Consider the following 21,134-nt stretch of genomic DNA (forward strand, 5'->3'; position numbering starts at 1 on the left):
GTGTCCGCGATGGGTGTGACAGGGGCTCTGGCCGGCTGCGGAGGGTCGGCCGGCTCCGATGACGTGACGCTGCGGCTGGTGGCCGCGGACTACGGGCGGTCGTCGGCGGACAGCTCCAAGAAGTACTGGGACGAGCTGGTCCGGGGCTTCGAGGCACAGCACCCGGGGACCAAGGTCGACGTGAGCGTCTACTCATGGAACGACGTGGACCGCAAGGTCAAGGAGATGGTCGCGGCGGGTCACGCGCCCGACATGGCGCAGATCGGGGCGTACGCGGACTACGCGGCGGCCGGAAAGCTGTACCAGGCCGAGGATGTGCTCTCGATCCCGGTCCAGGCGGACTTCGCCTCGGAGCTGAGCGACGCGGGAAAGGTGAACCGGGTCCAGTACGGTCTGCCGTTCGCGGCGTCCACCCGGCTCCTGTTCTACAACAAGACGCTGTTCGCGCAGGCCGGCATCACCGCGCCGACGACCTGGAGTGAACTGGCGGCGGACGCGCGGGCGCTGAAGGCCAAGGGGGTGAAGTTCCCCTACGCGCTGCCGCTGGGGCCGGAGGAGGCCCAGGCGGAGACCATGCAGTGGCTGCTGAGCGGCGGTGACGGCTATCTGGACGGTTCGGCTCCTACAACTTCGACTCCACCCAGAACGTGGCGACCTTCACCTGGCTGAAGGACGAACTGGTCGACAAGGGGCTGACGGGGCCCGTGGAGCCGGCGAAGCTGAACCGCGCCGACGCCTTCGCCGCCTTCACCCGCGGCGAGGTCGGCATGCTGAACGGCCACCCCTCCCTGATGAAGGCTGCGGCGGCCAAGGGCGTGAAGTTCGGCATGGTGCCGATGCCCGGCGTCGACGGCCGGGCGAAGTCCACGATGGGCGTGGCGGACTGGATGACGGCGTTCAAGCAGAACGGCCACCAGGACCGGATCCGCGACTTCCTCGACTACGTGTACGGCGAGAAGAACGTCCTGGCGTTCTCGCGCGAGTACGACCTGCTGCCGGTGACCCACTCCGCGCAGGAGGCGATGTCGGCGTCGCACCGGGACGCGGACCTGGCGCCCTTCCTCGAGGAGCTGCCGAGCTCCGAGCTGTACCCCGTGGGCAAGAAGTCCTGGGCGGCCGTCAGCGCCGACATCAAGCAGCAGGTGGGCAAGGCCGTCGGTCCGGAAGGCAGCCCGGCGGCGGTCCTGGGCGCGCTGCAGCGGGAGGCCGTGACCGCGGACGGCTCCGCCGGCTGACGGGGCGGTGACGGCCCTTCCGGCTACGGTTCCCCCATGGACGACCTCACTGCCCGGGACAAGGCCATCCTCGCGCTGGAAGGGCGCAGTTTCACGGGCCCGGGGGCCAAGGAGCGCGTCATCCGTGAGCAGCTCGGTCTGGCCCCCGTCCGGTACTACCAGCTGCTCAACGCCCTCCTCGACGACCCGAGAGCCCTCGCGCACGCTCCGGTCACCGTCAACCGGCTCCGCCGCATCCGCGAGTCCCGCCGCGCCGAGCGCTGAGCGGGACGCGCGGGGGCGGCGCGCCAGGAGTGAGGCCGGGCCCGCGTGGATAGGGTCGTCCCATGGGCAGCCACACGGACTCCTTGCCGACGCCCGCCACACCGGCCGGGCGGGACGGACTCGACGCGATCCTCACCCGGCCCGGGCGGGCCGTCCTCGCCTTCGACTTCGACGGGACGCTCGCGCCGATCGTCCCCGACCCCGACCAGGCCCGCGCCCACCCGGACGCGGTGCCCGCCCTCGCGGCCCTCGCCCCGAGGGTGGCCGCCGTCGCGGTCGTCACCGGCCGCCCCGCCGACGTGGCCGTCCGCTACGGCGGCTTCGCGGAGGTGCCCGGACTCGAACACCTCGTGGTCCTCGGCCACTACGGCGCCGAACGCTGGGACGCCCGCACCGGCACCGTCGAGGCTCCCGCCCCCCACCCCGGCGTCGCCGCCGCCCGTGCCGAACTCCCCGCGCTCCTCGAGGCGATCGGCCCCCGTGAGGGGACGTGGATCGAGGAGAAGGGGCGTGCCGTCGCCGTGCACACCCGTCGCGCCGGGGATCCGCAGGCCGCGTTCGAGGCCCTCCGCGATCCCCTGGCCGGTCTCGCCGCCCGCCACGGACTGATCGTCGAACCCGGCCGGTTCGTCCTGGAACTGCGCCCACCGGGCATGGACAAGGGAGTGGCCCTGCTGGATTACGTCCGTGAGATCGGTGCCGGCGCGGTCATGTACGCGGGCGACGACCTCGGCGACCTCACCGCCTTCGCCGCGGTGGACAAGCTCCGCTCCGACGGCGTCCCCGGTCTGCTGGTGTGCAGCGGCAGCGACGAGGTCACGGAACTGGCGGAACGGGCGGACCTGGTGGTCGACGGCCCGCCGGGGATCGTACGGCTCGTGAGGTCACTGGCACACGGGCTCGCGTGAACGGGCCCGGCCGGTGGCGGCCCCGTCACCTCTCCAGCGCGGCCAGCTGATCAAGGAACCACCGGGCCGGCGGAAGTGCCGTGGCCTGCGCGGCGAGCCGCTTCGTCCGCTCGGCGCGCTCCCCCGGCCCCATCGACAGCGCCTCGTGCAGCGCGGCCGCCATGCCCCCGATGTCGTAGGGGTTCACGGCCACCGCGTCCTCGGACAGCTCCTCGAACGCCCCGGCCTCCCGGGACAGCACCAGCGCACAGCCCTCGTCGGAGACCACCGGGACCTCCTTGGCGACCAGGTTCATGCCGTCCCTGATGGGGTTCACCAGCGCAACGTCCGCAAGCCGGTAGGCGGCCAGCGAGCGCGCGAAGTCGTCCTTCACATGCAGCTCGACGGGGGTCCAGTCCGGCGTGCCGTAGCGTGAGTTGATCTCCGTCGCCACCCGCTGGACCTCTGCGGTGTAGTCGCGGTAGACGGCCAGGTCCTGGCGGGAGGGGTACGCGAAGGCGATGTGCACGACCCGTTCGCGCCACTCCGGACGCGATTCCAGCAGCTCCTGGTAGGCCAGCAGTCCGCGCACGACGTTCTTGGACAGCTCGGTGCGGTCCACCCGCACGATCGTCCTGCGCGGGCTGCCGTCGGGGGCCGAGCCGATCTGCTTGCGCAGCGCCGCCATCCGCTCGTCCACGTCCGGCCGGTGGGCCCGCTGCCGCAGGAAGTCGGCGTCCGCGCCCAGGCCGTGGACGCCGATGCGGGTGCCGGAGGGAATGCCGGGACCGAGGACCGCGTGACAGCAGTCCGTGAACGCGTCCGCCCAGCGCTGCGTGAGGAACGCAGCCCGGTCCGCGCCGAGGATCCCACCGAGCACCTGCGCCGCGATGTCGTCGGGCAGCAGACGGAAGTACTCAGGCGGCGCCCACGGCGTGTGCGAGAAGTGGCCGATCCGCAGATCGGGCCGCAGGCCGCGGAGCATCCGGGGGGCCAGGGTGAGGTGGTAGTCCTGGATCAGCACGGCCGCACCCTCGCCCGCCTCCTGCGCCAGCGCCTCGGCGAACGCGCGGTTGTAGGCCTCGTACGCCGCCCACTGGCGCCGGAACTCCGCTCCGAAGGCCGGCTCCAGCGGCGTCTGGTAGAGCATGTGGTGCACGAACCACAGCACCGAGTTGGCGATGCCGTTGTAGGCGTCCGCGTGCACCTGCGGGTCGATGTCCAGCATCCGCACCCGCCGGCCGCCGGTGTCGGCCGTGTCGAGCGCGCCGCCGGTCCGCCGCACTGCCTCGCGGTCACCGGCCCCCAGGGCGGAGCAGACCCAGACCGCGTCCGTGTCCGGGCCGATGGCCGAGAGCCCGGAGACCAGCCCGCCCCCGCCGCGCTTGGCGGTGAGCCCGCCGGACTCGTCCAGCGCGTACGAGACCGGGCCGCGGTTGGAGGCGACGAGTACGGATGCCGCATGCGTGGAAGCCATGCCTCGAAACCTAGCCCGAGCTCAAAACGCTCAAACGTTCCCGTCGGCCGTATGCGGAGCCGTATACAACGGGTTCCGCCGCGGTCGCGGACCGTCGCCGCCGGGCCAAAATCCTCAGGCCGCCTTGTGTTCCACGTACTCCTCGATCTCCGCCATCGGCGGCCGCTCCTCCGTGTCCACCTGATACGTGCGCGGCTCGAAACCGCCGTCGCCCCGCTCGAACTGGATGAGGGCCGGGCGGATCAGATGGCCGCGGGCCAGGCGCAGCTGCGCCGTGCGGTAGATCGAGGCGGCCATACGGCCGAGCGCCTGGCCGTCCTGGTGGCGGTGCTTGCGCACGCCCACGTCGACCTGGGCGAGGGCGTCGAGCCCCACCAGGTGCAGGGCGTCCACCAGGATGCCGAGCTCCACCCCGTACCCGACCGGGAACGGCAGCCGTTCCAGCAGCGAGCGCCGGGCCGCGTACTCGCCGCCGAGCGGCTGCACGAAGCCGGCCAGCTGCGGCCAGTGCATGTTGAGCAGCGGGCGGGCCATCAGTTCGGTGACACGCCCGCCCTGGCCCGCCGCGCCGCCGAGCGGACGGTCGTACATCGCCTTCACCAGGTCCACGCCCGGGTCGGTGAGCAGCGGGCCCACGATCCCCGATACGAAGTCGGACGAGAACTCCCTGAGGTCCGCGTCGATGAAGCAGACGATGTCCCCGCGGGTGACGAGCAGGGAGCGCCACAGGACCTCGCCCTTGCCGGGCACGGCCGGGATGCGCGGCAGGATCGTGTCGCGGTGCACCACCTTCGCTCCGGCCGCGGCGGCGACCTCGGAGGTGCGGTCGGTGGAGCCCGAGTCGACGACGACGATCTCGTCGACGAGCGGAACCCGCAGCACGAGGTCGCGGCGGATGGCGGTGACGATGTCGCCGACCGTCTCCTCCTCGTTGAGTGCGGGCAGCACGACACTGACCGTCGAGCCCGAGGCGCGCTTCGCGGCCAGGATCTGGTGGAGCGGGCGCTCGGTGACGGACCAGGAGCGGGTGCTCAGCCAGCGCTCGACTTCTTCCAGCACAGTCTGCGGCTCCTCACGTTCGTACGGCGGTAGTGGCAGTAGAGATCTTCGAGTGATGTGTTCCCGTCGGTGCGGGTCGGGTGTCCATCTCGCGCTTCGGACGACTCTCTCAACTGTCCTGGCCTTCGGTTACAGTCTTGAACAACGCCGGTGACCAACGCATGTCGGGGGTCACCGCGGTTCATAACCGGTAAAACAACCGCATACAGCTCATCCAGAGGGGCAGAGGGACACGGCCCGATGAAGCCCCGGCAACCCTCCAGCCGGTCTCGTAGATCAGTGTTGATCACTGCGCGAGGCTCCCGGCTCGGGAAGGTGCCAATTCCGTCTTACGGCGAGATGCGTCGTGAGGAAGATGAGGAGAAAGGGCCTCGCCTGACATGGCTGTGCAGACAGTTGCAAGCAGCACCGACTCTGTGAACCTCGGCCCCGCAGCGGCGCTGTCCTGCCGCGAGTGCGGCCACCGGGTGCCGCTCGGCCCGGTCTTCGCCTGCGAGGAGTGTTTCGGCCCGCTGGAGATCGCGTACGACTTCTCGGGTTACGACGCCGAGGAATTGCGCAAGCGGATCGAGGCGGGTCCCGCGAACATCTGGCGCTATGCGCCGCTGCTGCCGGTCCCGGCGGACGTCGCCGACAAGCCGAACCTCAACCCGGGCTGGACCAAGCTCGTCCGGGCCGACAACCTGGCGCGCGAGTTGGGCGTCACCGGCGGGTTGTATGTGAAGGACGACTCCGGCAACCCCACGCACTCCTTCAAGGACCGCGTGGTCGCCCAGGCGCTGGAGGCGGCGCGCGCCTTCGGCTTCACCACGCTCTCCTGCTCCTCGACCGGCAACCTCGCCGGCGCGGTCGGCGCCGCGGCGGCCCGTGCCGGCTTCCGCTCCTGCGTCTTCATCCCGCACGACCTGGAGCAGGGCAAGATCGTCATGGCCGCGATCTACGGCGGCGACCTCGTCGGCATCGAGGGCAACTACGACGACGTGAACCGCTTCTGCTCCGAGCTGATCGGCGACCCGGCGGGCGAGGGCTGGGGCTTCGTCAACGTCAACCTCCGCCCGTACTACGCGGAGGGCTCCAAGACGCTGGCGTACGAGATCGCCGAGCAGCTGGGCTGGCGACTGCCCGACCAGATCGTGGTCCCGATCGCCTCCGGCTCGCAGCTGACGAAGATCGACAAGGGTCTGCAGGAGCTGATCAAGCTCGGGCTCGTCGAGGACAGGCCCTACAAGATCTTCGGTGCGCAGGCCGAGGGGTGCTCGCCGGTGTCGGTGGCGTTCAAGGCGGGCACCGACGTCGTACGGCCGCAGAAGCCGGACACCATCGCCAAGTCGCTCGCGATCGGCAACCCGGCGGACGGCCCGTACGTCCTGGACATCGCCCGCCGCACCGGCGGCGCCGTGGAGGACGTGACCGACGCGGAGATCGTCGACGCCATCAAGCTGCTCGCACGCACCGAGGGCATCTTCGCCGAGACGGCGGGCGGCGTGACCGTCGGCGTGACGCGCAAGCTCATCGAGAACGGCGTCCTCGACCCGGCGAAGACGACGGTCGTCCTCAACACCGGTGACGGCCTCAAGACGTTGGACGCCGTGGCCGGAACCGGGGTCACCGCCACGATCCGCCCGAACCTCGACTCCTTCCGCGAGGCCGGGCTCGGTTGAGCGCCCGTCCCCGCCAGCCGCACCCCGACCGGAGGTCACACCCCATGAGCGTCAACGTCCGCATCCCCACCATCCTGCGCACCTACACCGCCGGCCAGGCCGAGGTGACCGCCGAGGGCGGGACCCTCGCGGAGGTCATCGCCGACCTGGAGAAGAACCACGTCGGCATCGCCGCCCGGGTCCTGGACGACCAGGGCAAGCTGCGCCGCTTCGTCAACGTCTACGTCAACGACGACGACGTCCGCTTCGAGCAGGGTCTTGAGACGGCGACGCCGGACGGCGCCGGCGTCTCCATCATCCCGGCCGTGGCGGGTGGCTGACGGTCGTTCAGCCGCGTGATCGTTACCCTCGGTAATGCACGTCACCGAGAGTTCATCGAATTGCCCTCTCCGTGAGACAAGCGGAGGGGGCAATTCTGCATGGTTGAGCGAGGTACAGTTGGGGAACGTGTTCCCGCTCTCTCTGCCGGGCACCTCCGGTCGCTGCCGTGCGCCCGATAAGAAGTAGCCAAAGTGTGCAGGGCTTTTGCGCCATTCATTCCTTTCGCGGGGCCCGACTTGCCCTGAATTCGGACGAATTCTTCGTACATTCCCGACCGGTCATGCCCTGAATTCTCGTCCGATTGACCTGTTGCAGACGGCAGTTGGACAGATACATTCAGCCGCGGTCGACGCGTTCCGGCGCACGCCCCCAACCGTTGGGGGGTGAGGTCTGACCCGGATCCGCGAAGTGTGGATCTGTGCAAGGGCCAGTAATAGGGGAGTTAGGCATGGCTCAGGGCACCGTCAAGTGGTTCAACGCGGAGAAGGGGTACGGCTTCATCGCGGTCGACGGTGGTGCGGATGTTTTCGTCCACTACAGCGCGATTCAGATGGACGGCTACCGCACCCTCGAAGAGGGCCAGCGGGTCGAGTTCGAGATCTCGCAGGGTCAGAAGGGGCCGCAGGCGGACATGGTCCGACTGGCCGGCTGAAGCACGCGCCGACGACTGAACTGATCGACGTGTCGAGGGGCTCGCATCCCGTTGGGGTGCGAGCCCCTCGGTCTGTCCGGCGGCGCGCGGGGGCACAGGGGCCTGCTTCACAGGGCCGCGCCTTGCACTCGGACGGGGCGAGTGCTAATCATTGGCGTTAGCACTCTGAAGGTGAGAGTGACAAAAAGAAGGACCGGGTCGGTGAGGCCGCGGACCGGGTGGGGCAGGGAACCTCCGGCCGAGGCCGTCCGTCGCGGGCGCGGGCGCGGTCCGAAGTAATCACCCCCAGTCCTGGGAGGACCACTTCACATGGCCAAGATCATCGCGTTCGACGAGGAGGCGCGGCGAGGCCTCGAGCGCGGCATGAACCAGCTCGCGGACGCCGTCAAGGTGACCCTCGGCCCCAAGGGCCGCAACGTCGTCCTCGAGAAGAAGTGGGGTGCCCCCACGATCACCAACGACGGTGTCTCCATCGCCAAGGAGATCGAGCTCGAGGACCCGTACGAGAAGATCGGCGCCGAGCTGGTCAAGGAAGTCGCCAAGAAGACGGACGACGTCGCCGGTGACGGTACGACCACGGCGACCGTGCTCGCCCAGGCGCTGGTCCGCGAGGGCCTGCGCAACGTGGCCGCCGGTGCCAACCCCATGGCCCTGAAGCGCGGTATCGAGAAGGCCGTCGAGGCCGTCTCCGCCGCCCTGCTGGAGCAGGCGAAGGACGTCGAGACCAAGGAGCAGATCGCCTCCACGGCCTCCATCTCCGCCGCCGACACCCAGATCGGCGAGCTGATCGCCGAGGCCATGGACAAGGTCGGCAAGGAAGGCGTCATCACCGTCGAGGAGTCGCAGACCTTCGGTCTCGAGCTCGAGCTCACCGAGGGCATGCGCTTCGACAAGGGCTACATCTCGGCGTACTTCGCCACCGACATGGAGCGTATGGAGGCCGCCCTCGACGACCCGTACATCCTGATCGCCAACCAGAAGATCTCCTCGGTCAAGGACCTGCTCCCGCTGCTGGAGAAGGTCATGCAGTCGGGCAAGCCGCTGCTGATCATCGCCGAGGACGTCGAGGGCGAGGCTCTGTCGACCCTGGTCGTCAACAAGATCCGTGGCACCTTCAAGTCCGTCGCCGTCAAGGCCCCGGGCTTCGGTGACCGCCGCAAGGCCATGCTCGGCGACATCGCCATCCTCACGGGCGGCGAGGTCATCTCCGAGGAGGTCGGCCTCAAGCTGGAGAACGCGACCCTGGACCTCCTGGGCCGCGCCCGCAAGGTCGTCATCACCAAGGACGAGACCACGATCGTCGACGGCGCCGGCTCCCCGGAGCAGGTGCAGGGCCGCGTGAACCAGATCCGCGCGGAGATCGAGAACAGCGACTCCGACTACGACCGCGAGAAGCTGCAGGAGCGCCTGGCGAAGCTGGCCGGCGGCGTGGCCGTCATCAAGGCCGGTGCCGCCACCGAGGTCGAGCTCAAGGAGCGCAAGCACCGCATCGAGGACGCCGTCCGCAACGCCAAGGCGGCCGTCGAGGAGGGCATCGTCGCCGGTGGTGGCGTGGCCCTGCTCCAGGCCTCCCAGGTCTTCGAGAAGCTGGAGCTGAGCGGCGACGAGGCCACCGGTGCCGCCGCCGTCAAGCTGGCGCTCGAGGCCCCGCTGAAGCAGATCGCCGTCAACGCCGGCCTCGAGGGCGGCGTCGTGGTGGAGAAGGTGCGCAACCTGACCCCGGGTCACGGCCTGAACGCCGCGACGGGCGAGTACGTCGACCTGGTCAAGGAAGGCATCATCGACCCGGCGAAGGTGACCCGTTCCGCTCTGCAGAACGCCGCCTCCATCGCCGCGCTGTTCCTCACCACCGAGGCCGTCATCGCCGACAAGCCGGAAAAGGCCGCCGCGCCTGCCGGTGGCGGCATGCCGGGCGGTGACATGGACTTCTGAGCCTGATCCCAGGCTCGGACCCGGTCCGATCACACCGAGGGCGGTACTCCCTGGAGACAGGGGGTGCCGCCCTCTGGCGTGTCCAGGGTCACCCGGAGGTCGACCGACCGTTGGGTATGCTGGTCGATGCATGTGCACATACCACATGGTCTCCCGATCGACCCCCTGCCGAGGAGCTCCCCCACGTGACCGTCACCCCCTCCGCATCCCGCGCGGCCGGCATCCTGGCCCGCCCCGTCACGCTGAACGGCCTGAACGTTCCCAACCGGATCGTCATGGCGCCCATGACCCGCCAGTTCTCGCCGGGAGGCGTCCCGGGTGAGGACGTGGTCTCGTACTACGCGCGCCGCGCGGCCGCCGGTGTCGGGCTGATCGTCACCGAGGGCACCTACGTGGGCCACGAGTCGGCCGGTCAGAGCAGCCGCATCCCGCGGTTCCACGGTGAGGAGCAGCTGGCGGGCTGGGCCGGGGTGGCCGAGGCGGTGCATGCGGCGGGCGGCACGATCATGCCCCAGCTGTGGCACATGGGCATGGTGCGGCGGCAGGGCCAGCCGCCGTTCGCGGACGCCCCCGCCGTCGGTCCATCCGGGCTGCGCCTCGACGGGACCGAGGGCGCGGGCCGGGCGATGACGCAGCAGGACCTGGACGACGTCATCGGCGCCTTCGCCGCCGCGGCCGCCGAGGCCGAGCGGATCGGCTTCGACGGTGTCGAACTGCACGGCGCCCACGGCTATCTGCTCGACCAGTTCCTGTGGGCCGGCACCAACCGCCGCGCCGACGCCTACGGCGGAGACCCGGTGGCCCGTACGAAGTTCGCCGCCGAGATCGTCGCGGCCGTGCGCGAGGCGGTCTCCCCCCACTTCCCGGTCGTCTTCCGCTACTCGCAGTGGAAGCAGGAGGCCTACGACGCCCGGCTCGCGCAGACCCCACAGGAGCTGGAGTCGATCCTGACCCCGCTGGCCGCGGCGGGTGTGGACGTCTTCCACGCCTCCACCCGCCGGTACTGGCTGCCGGAGTTCGAGGGCTCCGACCTCAACCTCGCCGGATGGACCAAGAAGCTGACGGGCAAGCAGGTCATCACCGTCGGCTCGGTCGGCCTCGACGGCGACTTCCTCAGGGGCTTCCAGGGCGAGGGTGCTCCGGTCAAGGGGATCGACAACCTCCTGGACCGCCTCGAGCGCGACGAGTTCGATCTGGTGGCCGTCGGCCGCGCACTGCTCCAGGACCCCGAGTGGGCGGCCAAGGTCCTGACCGACCGCTTCGACGAGGTGAAGCCCTACGACGCGGCGGCGCTGAAGACGCTGAGCTGAGAGGGCACCCGACGGGACCGGCGCGGCGCTCGCGAAGGGGAGCGCCGCCCGCCGTCCTGCAGACACCTCCGGACTCCTGGCGGCCGTCCGCAATTTAACTTGCTTAAGTCAATCAAACGGGACTAAGGTTGCCTGAGTCAAGCACACCTGCACTCCCACGGAGGCTCCTGCCATGCCCGACGCACCCGCCCGGCCCGCCGGGGACGGAACGACCGTGGCGCCGAGATCGAACGCCCTGGTAGCGGTGCTCGCCTTCGGTGGCATCGTGGTCTCGCTGATGCAGACCCTGGTGATCCCGATCGTCCCGGAGCTGCCGAAGCTCCTGCACGCCTCGCCGGCGAACGCCGCCTGGGCCGTCACGGCCACCCTTCTCGCCGCCGCCGTGGCCACCCCGGTGATGGGCCGGCTCGGCGACATGTACGGCAAGCGCCGCATGCTGCTGGTCGGCCTGTCCATGCTGGTGATCGGCTCGGTCGCGGTCGGCCTCAGCGACGCCCTGGCGCCGGTGATCGTGGGACGCGTCCTGCAGGGCATGGCCGCCGGTGTGATCCCGCTCGGCATCAGCATCATGCGCGACGAGCTGCCCGCCGAGCGGCTGGGCTCGGCGACCGCGATGATGAGCGCCTCGCTCGGTGTCGGCGGCGCCCTCGGTCTGCCCGCCGCCGCGGTCATCGCCGAGAACTTCGACTGGCACATGCTGTTCTGGACCTCGGCCGTGCTCGGCGCCGTCGCCGCCGTCCTCGTCCTGGTGTTCGTGCCCGAGTCGGAGGTGCGCACGGGCGGACGGTTCGACGTGCTCGGCGCCCTCGGCATGGCGGCCGGTCTGGTGTGCCTGCTGCTGGCGATCTCCAAGGGCGCCGACTGGGGCTGGGGCAGCGGCACCACCCTCGGCCTGTTCGTGGCCGCCGTCGTGATCCTGCTGGTGTGGGGCGTCTTCGAACTGCGCGTGCGGGAGCCGCTGGTGGACCTGCGCACCACCGCCCGCCGTCAGGTGCTGGTCACCAACCTCGCCTCGGTGGCGCTCGGCTTCGGGATGTTCGCGATGTCCCTCGTCCTGCCGCAGCTGCTGCAGCTGCCCGCCGCCACCGGCTACGGCCTCGGCAAGTCACTGCTGACGGCCGGCCTGGTCATGGCTCCGTCCGGTCTGGTGATGATGGCGACCGCACCGGTCTCCGCCGCCGTCTCGCGCGCCAGGGGCCCGAAGGTGACCTTGATGATCGGCGCGCTGATCGTGGCCGCCGGCTACGGCATCAACATCGTGCTGATGGACCAGGTCTGGCACCTCGTGCTCGTCTCCTGCGTCATCGGCTGCGGCATCGGCTTCACGTACGGCGCGATGCCCGCGCTCATCATGGGCGCCGTCCCCGCGTCGGAGACCGGGGCCGCCAACAGCCTCAACACCCTGATGCGGTCCATCGGCACATCGACCGCGAGCGCGGTGGCCGGCGTCATCCTGGCCAACATGACCACGACCCTCGGTCCCGCCACCCTGCCCTCGGAGAGCGGCTTCAAGACCGTCCTGGCCATCGGTGCCGGCGCCGCGCTCCTCGCCTTCGTGGTGGCGTCCTTCATCCCGCGCCGCACCCCGTCGGCCGAGCAGGGCTCGCCCGCCGAGGGGGCGGGCGAGCACGAGCCTGCGGGCAAGGTCTCCGGGGCCAAGGCGTAACCCCGGCTCGCGTGGTGCGCGGCGCGCGGTCCCGCTTCGACGGGATCGGCCGCCGCGCACTGCGTACGGCCGGGGCAGTAGCCGCCCCGGGTCAGCCCGCCGCCTTCTCCAGCGCCGCGCGCAGGTACCCGCCGCTCTCCGCGAGCAACCGTGCCGCCGACGGTCCGTCCACGCCCCCGAGGATCGTCAGGATGGCGTTCTTCACCTCGCCGTCCGTGGCCGCCAGGGCGCGATCGATCTCCTCGTCGGCCGCTCCCGTCGCCAGCGCCACGATGCGGTGGGAACGGGCGCGGAGCTTGGCGTTGGAGGCGCGGACGTCGACCATCAGGTTCCCGTAGGTCTTGCCCAGACGGATCATCGTGATCGTGGAGATCATGTTGAGGGCCAGCTTCTGCGCCGTGCCGGCCTTCAGCCGCGTGGAGCCGGTCAGCAGCTCGGGGCCGGCCACGATCTCGATGCCGTGGTCGGCGGCGGCCGCGAGGGGGCTGTCCGCGTTGCACGACAGGCCGACGGTGAGCGCGCCGCGCGCCCGGGCGTGCTCCACCGCGCCGACGGCGTACGGAGTGCGGCCCGAGGCCGAGATGCCGACCACCGTGTCGCGGTCCGTCAGCGCCAGCGCGTCGAGGTCCCGCGCCGCCAGTTCCCTGGAGTCCTCCGCACCCTCGACCGAGGTCACCATCGCGCCGGGGCCACCCGCGATCAGGCCCACCACCTGTGACGGGTCCGTGTTGAAGGTCGGCGGGCACTCGGAGGCGTCGAGGATGCCCAGCCGGCCGGCGGTGCCCGCGCCCGCGTAGACGAGCCGGCCGCCCCGGGCCATCCGCTCGGCGATGCTGTCGATCGCGGCGGCGATCTGCGGCAGCCGTGCGGCGACGGCACCCGGCACGGTCGCGTCCTCACCGTTCATGATCTTCGCGATCTCCAGCGTCGGCAGCTGGTCGATCTCGGCCAGCTCGGACCGGAACGCCTCGGTGGTCAGCGTCTCCAGCTCTGCTCGAAGACCATGGGGATGGGGCGAGGTGGTCATGGGTGGCGGCTCTTTCCGGTGCGGCGCAGCTCTGAAAGGAAGACGGGCGGCGCTAGCGCTTTGTTCCGCCTCGTGGGCTGTGCCGGTGCGCCAGGGCCTCGTACGAGGCGGACAGGGCGGGTGCCGCGGTCTCGTAGGTGCGCTGTGCGATGCCGACGAACAGGCAGTCCACGACGAGGAGCTGGCTCGTGCGGGAGGACATCGCGGCCGGCCGCAGTTCGCTCTCGCGCGCCGTGGAGGTGGTGAGGATGTGGTCGGCGTACTGCGTCACGGGGCCGTCGGGGCGGCCGGTGATCGCGACGGTCGTCGCGCCGTGCTCGAAGGCGACCCGTAGCGGTTCGATGACGTCGCCGGTGGAGCCGGAGTGCGTGATCGCGATGGCCACGTCCTTGGCCCGCAGCTGCACGGCGTTGGTGACGGCGAGGTGCGGGTCGCTGTGCGCATGGGCTATGAGCCCTATCCGCAGCAGCTTCTGGACCAGGTCCTGGGCGACCAGGCCGGACGCCCCGATGCCGTACACGTCGATGCGCCGTGCGGTGGCGAGCGCGGCGACGGCCGCGCCGAGCTGCACGGTGTCGAGGCCCGCCGCCGTGTCGGCGAGGGTCTGCTGCTCGTCGTAGGCGAGCTTGGCGACGACGTCCGCGATGGGGTCGTCGACCGCGATGTCGGCGGTGACGGCGGGGGCGCGGCCGGACTGCTGCTGGGCGGCGAGGCCCGCGAGGGCGAGCCGCAGGTCCCGGTAGCCGGGATAGCCGAGCAGGCGGGCCGTGCGCACCACGGTGGCCTCGCTCGTGCCGGTCAGCTCGGCGAGTCCGGTGACCGTGAGCGCCGCACATGCGGCCGGGTCACCGGCGACGGCCTCCGCGACGCGCTGCATGGACCGGGTCATGGAGGGCGCGAGGGTCCGCACCTTGGCCGCGAGCGCGGCGGGGGCGGGCGGAGCGTCCAGGCGCATCGACCCCGCGAAAATTTCCTTCACATCCTGGGTCACACCGTGAAAGATATTTTCCATTCGGAGGCCCGGTCAAGAGTGCGCACAATAGGGGCATGGATCCCATCAGTCCCCTGGAGCAGACGCTGCACGCCGCACGCGCCCTCGTGCTGGCCGACCTGGTCGCGGGGGAGGTCGCCGAGGCGGACGTCGTCTCACTGGTCGAGGACTCCGTCACCCAGCGGCGCTGGTGGGTCGAGCAGTGGCCCGACGGCGCGGGCTACGTGGCGGGACTGGTGGCGCAGGACGTCCAGGACGCCCTGCTGGAGCGGTACGGACGCTGGCCGCTGTGCCCCGTCTGCGGCTCCGGTGACCCGCACGCACTGGACGTCGAGCCTGAGCTCGGGCCGGACCCGCACTGGGTGTGTCACAAGGCCGGCGTGAAGGTCGCCGCGGTGGGGGCGCTCGGGCGGGCCACGGGCGGGACGCCGTCCTCGTGACGATCTACATCGACCCGCCGTCCTGGCCCGGCCACGGCCGTATGTGGTCGCATCTGATCAGCGACGTCTCCTACGACGAACTGCACGCCTTCGCCGCGGGGCTGGACGTGCCGCGCCGCGCCTTCGAACGCGACCACTACGACCTGCCCTCGAACCGGTACGCCGACGCGGTCCTGGCCGGGGCGGTGGAGGTCGCCAGCCGTGAGGTGGTGCGGCTGCTGCACGCCTCCGGACTGCGCCGACGCAAGCAGCCGCCCCTCGGGGTCAGCGCCTCAGCGTGTAGGCGTACATCCCCCGCTCCTCGCCCACCCGGGTGAATCCGGACCGGGTGACCACGCCCTGCGAGGGGATGTTCGTCCTTTCGACGTTCGCGACGAGTTCCGTCACGCCGTCCCCGGCCAGCGCCCGGGCGGCGAGTGCGCGCAGCGCCTCGGTCGCGTAGCCGTTGCCCCGGGCGCCCTCCACCAGGTCGTATCCGACCTCCACGCGTCCGTCCTCGTCGGGGGCGCCGTGGAAGCCCATGCCCCCGACCGCCCTGCCGTCCTCGGACCGCACCAGGACGAAGACGCCCCACTCCGGCCGCAGCACGCCCGCCTCGTAGGCCTTCACGAGCATCCCGGCGGCTTCGCGGGTGCCCTCGTAGGGGCCGCCCCCGATCCAGTCGAAGCCGCCTGTGCCGCCCATGCGCAGATCGACGGCGGCGGCCGGAGTGACGCCGTGGAGAGTGAGCCGTTCGGTGGGTATCACCGGGTTGTTGCTCCAGTGCCACCGGGACACCGGGGCACGCCCCGGCAGATCGCCGCGGCCCGTGGCCCACAGCAGGGTGTGCCACGGGTCGGGGCCGGGTCGCACATGGGGGAAGATCCGGGTCAGGACGTCCTCGCACAGCTCGGCAGACGGCTCGTACGCGAGGCCGAGGCCCGTCGCCATGTCGTGAGTGTGCAGCAGGACCTCGGCGACGCCCATCGCCGCGAACCCCTCGCGGTCCGCGCTGCGGAAGGGGTACGGGTGGAAGGCGCGCACCTCGCGGGGCGTGGTGGCGACGGCGGCGGCGAGCAGCGCCCCCGCCGTCTCGATCACGTGCAGGGCTCCCTCGTTGCCGGCGCCGTCCTCGAGAGTGATTTCGAAGGGGACGTACGCGTCCTGGGCGCGTCCGGTCAATTGCCCGGCATAGGCGATGAGATCGCCCGCCACATGCTCGGCCGTGCGGCGGCAGCTCCACTCCAGGCGCCCCGCTCCGACCTCGCTCCAGTCCTGGTCCACGCCCCTGCGCAGCGCCTGAACGGCACCCGCGACCGCTTCCCTCACCCGTTCCCCGCCCATGCTCCGCATGCGGGCGAGGATAGGCCGGTGGGTGCATCCCTCCCCACCGGATTTCGCGGCGGCCCGGGCCCGGGCCGGTGGCGCGAACGGCGCGGCCCGGACGTGCGACGGACCCGGATCAGGCGCCGAGGAGTTCCAGTTCGGCCCCGATGTTCCAGCGGGCCGTCGCCTCCCACTCCCGCTGCCCGTAGGGCGTGCGGAACAGCCGGGGCAGATCCAGGAGCCCGCGCAGTACGGCCGCCCGGCCTTCGCGGAACGCCTCGTCGGGGACGAAGCCGTACTCCTGACGGACCGCGGCCGTGTACGCGGCGTACTCGTGCGGGGCCGCCGCCAGGATCGCCAGGTCCGCGTCGCACAGCACGGCGCCGTTGGCGTCGCCCGGCTCCGTGGAGTGGCCGACGGTCAGACGCACCAGACGGGCGACCTCGGCCGTCGTGCGCTGCCCCACCCCCGCCTCGGGCAGGGCCCGCTCGGCCAGGCGAGCGGAGCGCTCCTCGTTCGTCGAGCGATCGGGCAGGTAGACCGCGTCGTGGAACCAGGCCGCGAGCCGCACCGCGTCCGGATCGTCCGCGTACTCCTCGAGGACGTCGACGTGGTCGAGGACCGCTCTCAGATGCTCCGTCGTGTGGTAGCGCCGCTGGGGCTCCGACCAGCGGCGCAGCAGGTCGTCGGCGTAGAGGCGGGGATCGGGGTGGCCGCCGCCCTCCCGGGCCGCGAGCAGGGTGCGCTGCCAGCGGGAGCGCAACGCGTCGAGGTCGGTCATGCGCGCATTCTCCCGTGCCGGCGGGTCGGCCCCTAGCGTGGCTCCCATGACGACTGCAGACCTGCACGACGACGTACGGGACCCCGAACTGCCCGGGCGGCTGCTGGCCGTCGAGCGCGACGCCCTGATCCCGTTGCTGCGGGGCCGTCCCGACGCGGACTTCGCGCTGCCTGCCGCCGCATGTCCGGGCTGGTCCGTGCGGCATGTGCTCGCGCACTGCTCGGCGGCTCTGATGCGCGTGGTGGAGAACCGCTTCGAGAAGGACGTGTTCAGCCCCGAGGCGAACGAGCGGGACATCGCCGAACGTGCCGGGTGGACCAATGCCCGGGTCGTGGACGAACTGGAGCACGGGATGACCGAGGCGGGGGCGGCGATCGCCGTGGCGGGCGGCCCGCTCGACATGATCGCGCTCGGTGAGTGGGTGCATGCCGGGGACGTCCGGGACGCGTTCGGGGAGCCGGGAGCGTACGGAGGCGACGGACTGCCCGACGCGCTGACGCTGCTGGCCCGTGTCTGCCGCGAGCGCAAGCACGTTCCGCTGCACGCGGACCTGGACGACGTCGACGAGCCTCTGCGCCTCGGCGACAGGAACGGCGAGCGGCCGCCGGCCCGGTTCCTCGGCGGCTCCGCCACGCTCGTGCGGCTCTACTCGGGCCGTCCGTCGACGGGAGCGTCGTACGAGCTGGTGGGGGTGTCGGAGAAGGAGCTGAACCTCTTCCGCTGAGCCGTCCCCGGAGTGATCTTCTCGCGCGCGGGCACCCCGCCGTCGTACCCTTTGGATTGGACTAGACCTGTAGTCGCTCCAGGGGAACACCAAGGAAAGGGGTCCTATGAGCACGCGTGCAGTCCTGGAGGTGATCGCCCTCGGGGTCGAGGACGCGCTCGCCGCCCAGGCCGGAGGCGCGGACCGCCTCGAGTTGGTCACCGACATCGCCGCCGACGGGCTCACCCCGCCGGTCGAGACCTTCGCCGGGATCCGCGCCGCCGTCGGCATCTCGTTGCGCGTGATGCTCCGCCTGCGCGACGGGTTCGCGGCCGGTGACCTCGAGGCGCTCGTCCGTACCGCGGGCGAGCTGCGCGCGGCCGGGGCCGACGAGTTCGTGTTCGGTTTCCTCGGCGAGGACGGCGGGCCGGACCTCGGTGCTGTGGAGCGGCTGGTCGCGGAGCTGGACGGCTGCCGCTGGACGTTCCACCGCGCGATCGACCGTGCCACCGACCGCGACGCCCTGCGCAAGCAACTCGCCGAGCTCCCGGGCCTGGACACCTACCTCACCGCGGGCTCGCGGGACGGTGTGGACGACGGACTGCCCACCCTGATCACCGAGGCCGCACGGCACGGGGAGCCCGGCTACACCCAGCGGCTCCTCGTCGGCGGCGGCTTGCGCCTGGAGCATGTGCCGCGGCTGCGCGCGGTCGGCGTCGACGCCTTCCACATCGGCGGGGCGGCCCGCCCGCACGGCTGGACCGCACCGGTCTCGGCAGAGGCCGTACGCGTGTGGCGCACGGCGGTCGACGCCTAGCCGGGGCCGCGGGGACGGGGCGCCGCGGTGCGGACCGGCCCTTGCCGGGCAGCCGGCGGGCGGGTGTGGCGCGCGGTCGTGGACGTCCGGCCGGTCGGTGGCGCGGCGGTACGGAACCGCCCTTTGCCGGGCGGCTGGTGTTCGGATGTGACGTACGGCCGTTGATGCGCCGCTGGTGCCGCCGGGGTGCGGACCGTCCTTTGCCGGCCGTTGCCGTTCGGGTGTGACGTGGTCGTGGAGGTCTGATTGTGCCGTGGGCGTCGGTGGCGCCCCGGCGCGGATCGTTCTCCGCCGGGCGGCAGGTGTTCGGGTATGGCGTATGGCAGTCCGAGACCCCGGCCGGTGGCGCCCCGGCGCGTGGCCGGTGCTTCTTCGGGCGGCTGCCGTGTGCCGATGGGCTCGCGACGGCCGCCCGGCGCATCCGGGCCCGTACCGGGGGCCGTGCCGTGACGGCCCCGGTCGTCTCAGCCCAACTCGGGCGGCAGCGGGGCCGCGTGGGTGACGATCAGGCCCGAGACCGCACGTGTGAGCGCGACATACAGGCGGCGCAGACCCGTCCGTTCGTCCGGCTCGCCGTCGACGACCGCCTGCGGCTCGTCGAGGACCACGTAGTCGTACTCGAGACCCTTGGCGAGTGACGCCGGGACCAGGGTCAGCCGGGTCTCGTGGGTCGTCTCCTCGCCGGGGCCCAGACAATCGATGCCCGCAGCGGTGAGCGCCTCGGCGAGCACCGGGATCCTCCCGTCCGCCGCGATCAGGCCCGTCGAGCCCTCGTTGCGCAGCAACTCCGCGCAGGCGGCGACCACTTCCTCGGACGCGCTGATCGCACGCACCTGGAAGAAGCCCGGGTTCTCCCGCACCGACGCCACCGGTGTCAGGCCCGGCGCGATGTGCGGCAGCAGCCGGGAGGCGTACGTGATCACGTCCGTCGGCACGCGGAAACCGGCCGTCAACTCCTCGACCATCGCGTCCGACTTCCCGAGGTGCGCGAGCGCCTCCTGCCAACTCCGCGTCGCCCAGGGGGTCGTGCCTTGCGCCAGGTCGCCGAGCACGGTCGCCGAACCGGTCGTGCAGCGCCGGCCCACCGCCCGGTACTGCATCGGGGACAGGTCCTGGGCCTCGTCCAGGACCACGTGCCCGAGCGAATGAGTGCGCTGGACCAGGTCGGTGACCTCGTCGATGAGAACCGCGTCCGCGGGCGACCACTTGGCGGACTTCACGGACCGCGCGGGCTTCGCCCAGAGGATCTCCTTCTGCTCCTCCTCGTCGAGCATCCCCTCCGCATGCGCGGCGAGGAAGTCCGCGTCGGCGAGCAGACGCAGGACCAGCTTCGCCGGGTCGACCGGCGGCCAGACCGCCTTGACCGCCGCCTTCACGGCGCTGTTGCGGGCGACCGCGTCCTGCACACGGTCGTCAGGGGCCTCCCCGGACCGCTCCATCTGTACGAGCACGGCGTGCGCGATCCGCTGCGGCAGGGCCTCGCGGGCGGCGCCGTAGCGGATGTCCCGCTGGAGCAACTCGCGGACGATCTCCTCGAGTTCGTATGCCGGCACCCGCCAGCGCCGGGAGCCGCGCACCACCATGACGGGCTCGGTGGGCATCGTCACATGCGAGCGGACCGCCCGTCGGAGCACCTCCGCCATCCGCGCGTCACCCTTGATCACGGCGGCGGCCGCGGTGTCCGTGCCGCGCACCTCGACGTGCGCGACGAGGTCGTCGACGGTCGCCTGCTTCACCGCGAGCTCGCCGAGCGCGGGCAGCACCTGCTCGATGTAGTGCAGGAAGGACGCGTTCGGCCCGATGACCAGGGTGCCGGTGCGGGCGAGCCGCTCACGGTGCGCATAGAGGAGGTACGCGACCCGGTGCAGGCCGACGGCCGTCTTTCCGGTGCCGGGACCCCCCTGCACGCAGACGGTCCCCGACAGCCCCGACCGCACGATCTCGTCCTGCTCCGGCTGGATCGTGGCCACGATGTCGCGCATGGGACCGACACGCGGGCGCTCGATCTCCTGCTGGAGCAGCTTGCTGGTGGTGGCGGCCTCGGCGGGGTCGGAGAGGTGCTCGTCCTCGTACGCGGTGAGATCCCCGCCGGTGTACCCGAAGCGCCGCCGCAGGGCGACGTCCATCGGGTCCTTCTTCGAGGCCCGGTAGAACGGCTGGGAGACGGGGGCGCGCCAGTCGATGACCATGGGGTCGCCGTCGGCGTCGTGCACATGCCGCCGTCCGATGTAGAAGCGCTCGCCGTCCGCACCCTCGGCCCGGTCGGCGCCGGGCGCGTGGAGGTAGTCGAGGCGGCCGAAGAACAGCGGGGTGTGGCTGAGGTCGGCGAGGGCCTTGATGCGCTCGTCGATCTGACGGGCGAGGACCTCGGCGTTGACCCAGTTCGCGGTGACGTCGCTGATGTCGAGGTTCTCCACGTCCTCGCGCATCGCGCGCAGCGCGGCCCGGGACCGCGCGAGGTGGGAGCGCTCGCGGGTGAGCGGGTCGGGCGAGGAGGGGGCGGAAAGAGGATCGGGGGCGGACGGTGCTGACGGGCTGGACACGGAAAGGTGCCTCCGGGGCGGTGGGCTCCCCTGTTCGCGCGGTGCCGGGAGGACAGGGGAGGC

The 21,134-nt window shown here is 71.5% G+C and carries 19 protein-coding genes, 1 pseudogene and 1 riboswitch; of the genes and pseudogenes, 13 read left to right on the plus strand and 7 right to left on the minus strand.

Translation table 11 applies throughout. The features are described 5' to 3' along the window. Window positions 1-9: 9 nt before the first annotated feature. The 3 genes and pseudogenes from ADL25_RS08430 (at window position 10) to otsB (ending at window position 2,407) form a co-directional block, all read left to right on the plus strand. Window positions 10-1,235: pseudogene (locus tag ADL25_RS08430) on the plus strand (ABC transporter substrate-binding protein). Between the two features lie 36 nt (window positions 1,236-1,271). Next, a complete protein-coding gene (locus tag ADL25_RS08435; protein ID WP_059127019.1) occupies window positions 1,272-1,499 on the plus strand; it encodes a DUF3263 domain-containing protein in 228 nt (75 codons plus the stop codon). A gap of 62 nt (window positions 1,500-1,561) precedes the next feature. Then, on the plus strand, window positions 1,562-2,407 hold the full coding sequence (gene otsB, locus ADL25_RS08440) for a trehalose-phosphatase (RefSeq protein WP_059127020.1): 846 nt from the start codon (window positions 1,562-1,564) through the stop codon (window positions 2,405-2,407). A gap of 25 nt (window positions 2,408-2,432) precedes the next feature. Here the strand turns inward: otsB and ADL25_RS08445 are convergent, their stop codons facing one another. Together ADL25_RS08445 and ADL25_RS08450 are read right to left on the minus strand one after the other, a co-directional pair. After that, window positions 2,433-3,863 (minus strand): alpha,alpha-trehalose-phosphate synthase (UDP-forming), encoded by a 1,431-nt coding sequence (locus ADL25_RS08445; RefSeq protein WP_059127021.1) that lies wholly within the window; start codon window positions 3,861-3,863, stop codon window positions 2,433-2,435. Between the two features lie 114 nt (window positions 3,864-3,977). After that, entirely contained in the window at window positions 3,978-4,922 is a 945-nt protein-coding gene (locus ADL25_RS08450; RefSeq protein ID WP_059127022.1) for a glucosyl-3-phosphoglycerate synthase, read from the minus strand. A 207-nt stretch (window positions 4,923-5,129) separates the two neighbouring features. Beyond that, a riboswitch (SAM riboswitch) is annotated at window positions 5,130-5,284 on the plus strand. A gap of 18 nt (window positions 5,285-5,302) precedes the next feature. On the opposite strand from ADL25_RS08450, the gene thrC reads away from it, so the two are divergent. From thrC to ADL25_RS08480, 6 genes are all read left to right on the plus strand, one after another. Further along, entirely contained in the window at window positions 5,303-6,583 is a 1,281-nt protein-coding gene (gene thrC, locus ADL25_RS08455; RefSeq protein WP_059127023.1) for a threonine synthase, read from the plus strand. A 44-nt stretch (window positions 6,584-6,627) separates the two neighbouring features. Further along, window positions 6,628-6,903 carry a MoaD/ThiS family protein gene (locus ADL25_RS08460; protein ID WP_059127024.1) on the plus strand — a complete coding sequence of 92 codons (276 nt, stop codon included), beginning with the start codon at window positions 6,628-6,630 and terminating at the stop codon, window positions 6,901-6,903. 449 nt (window positions 6,904-7,352) lie between these two features. Next, window positions 7,353-7,556 (plus strand): cold-shock protein, encoded by a 204-nt coding sequence (locus ADL25_RS08465; RefSeq protein WP_009339379.1) that lies wholly within the window; start codon window positions 7,353-7,355, stop codon window positions 7,554-7,556. A 309-nt stretch (window positions 7,557-7,865) separates the two neighbouring features. Further along, window positions 7,866-9,488 carry a chaperonin GroEL gene (gene groL / locus ADL25_RS08470; protein ID WP_059127025.1) on the plus strand — a complete coding sequence of 541 codons (1,623 nt, stop codon included), beginning with the start codon at window positions 7,866-7,868 and terminating at the stop codon, window positions 9,486-9,488. Between the two features lie 185 nt (window positions 9,489-9,673). Next, window positions 9,674-10,798: an NADH:flavin oxidoreductase gene (locus ADL25_RS08475; RefSeq protein WP_059127026.1), complete on the plus strand. Its 1,125-nt coding sequence runs from the start codon at window positions 9,674-9,676 to the stop codon at window positions 10,796-10,798. A 172-nt stretch (window positions 10,799-10,970) separates the two neighbouring features. Further along, a complete protein-coding gene (locus ADL25_RS08480; protein ID WP_059127027.1) occupies window positions 10,971-12,464 on the plus strand; it encodes an MFS transporter in 1,494 nt (497 codons plus the stop codon). Window positions 12,465-12,555: 91 nt separating this feature from the next. Here the strand turns inward: ADL25_RS08480 and murQ are convergent, their stop codons facing one another. Together murQ and ADL25_RS08490 are read right to left on the minus strand one after the other, a co-directional pair. Beyond that, complete coding sequence (gene murQ / locus ADL25_RS08485) at window positions 12,556-13,491, minus strand: N-acetylmuramic acid 6-phosphate etherase (RefSeq protein ID WP_059127028.1); 936 nt, start codon at window positions 13,489-13,491, stop codon at window positions 12,556-12,558. A gap of 52 nt (window positions 13,492-13,543) precedes the next feature. Next, a complete protein-coding gene (locus ADL25_RS08490; protein WP_059127029.1) occupies window positions 13,544-14,482 on the minus strand; it encodes a MurR/RpiR family transcriptional regulator in 939 nt (312 codons plus the stop codon). Window positions 14,483-14,538: 56 nt separating this feature from the next. On the opposite strand from ADL25_RS08490, the gene ADL25_RS08495 reads away from it, so the two are divergent. After that, window positions 14,539-14,922, plus strand: a complete 384-nt coding sequence (locus tag ADL25_RS08495) for a hypothetical protein (protein WP_059127030.1) — start codon at window positions 14,539-14,541, stop codon at window positions 14,920-14,922. After that, window positions 14,919-15,239 (plus strand): DUF4031 domain-containing protein, encoded by a 321-nt coding sequence (locus ADL25_RS08500; protein ID WP_059127031.1) that lies wholly within the window; start codon window positions 14,919-14,921, stop codon window positions 15,237-15,239. The genes ADL25_RS08495 and ADL25_RS08500 overlap by 4 nt, the downstream gene beginning before the upstream one ends. On the opposite strand, the gene ADL25_RS08505 is transcribed toward ADL25_RS08500, so the two are convergent. Beyond that, window positions 15,187-16,254 (minus strand): GNAT family N-acetyltransferase, encoded by a 1,068-nt coding sequence (locus ADL25_RS08505; protein ID WP_059127032.1) that lies wholly within the window; start codon window positions 16,252-16,254, stop codon window positions 15,187-15,189. The genes ADL25_RS08500 and ADL25_RS08505 overlap by 53 nt on opposite strands. Window positions 16,255-16,363: 109 nt before the next feature. After that, window positions 16,364-17,008, minus strand: a complete 645-nt coding sequence (locus ADL25_RS08510) for a hypothetical protein (RefSeq protein ID WP_059127033.1) — start codon at window positions 17,006-17,008, stop codon at window positions 16,364-16,366. Between the two features lie 46 nt (window positions 17,009-17,054). Between ADL25_RS08510 and ADL25_RS08515 the strand changes: the two genes are divergently transcribed. Both ADL25_RS08515 and ADL25_RS08520 read left to right on the plus strand, forming a co-directional pair. Then, window positions 17,055-17,732: a maleylpyruvate isomerase family mycothiol-dependent enzyme gene (locus tag ADL25_RS08515; protein ID WP_059127034.1), complete on the plus strand. Its 678-nt coding sequence runs from the start codon at window positions 17,055-17,057 to the stop codon at window positions 17,730-17,732. A 106-nt stretch (window positions 17,733-17,838) separates the two neighbouring features. Continuing rightward, on the plus strand, window positions 17,839-18,528 hold the full coding sequence (locus ADL25_RS08520) for a copper homeostasis protein CutC (RefSeq protein WP_059127035.1): 690 nt from the start codon (window positions 17,839-17,841) through the stop codon (window positions 18,526-18,528). 464 nt (window positions 18,529-18,992) lie between these two features. On the opposite strand, the gene ADL25_RS08525 is transcribed toward ADL25_RS08520, so the two are convergent. Further along, complete coding sequence (locus tag ADL25_RS08525; protein ID WP_234380747.1) at window positions 18,993-20,957, minus strand: HelD family protein; 1,965 nt, start codon at window positions 20,955-20,957, stop codon at window positions 18,993-18,995. Window positions 20,958-21,134: the final 177 nt, after the last annotated feature.

It is taken from the genome of Streptomyces sp. NRRL F-5122 (assembly GCF_001507435.1).
In the GTDB taxonomy this organism is placed as follows: Bacteria; Actinomycetota; Actinomycetes; order Streptomycetales; family Streptomycetaceae; genus Streptomyces; species Streptomyces lannensis.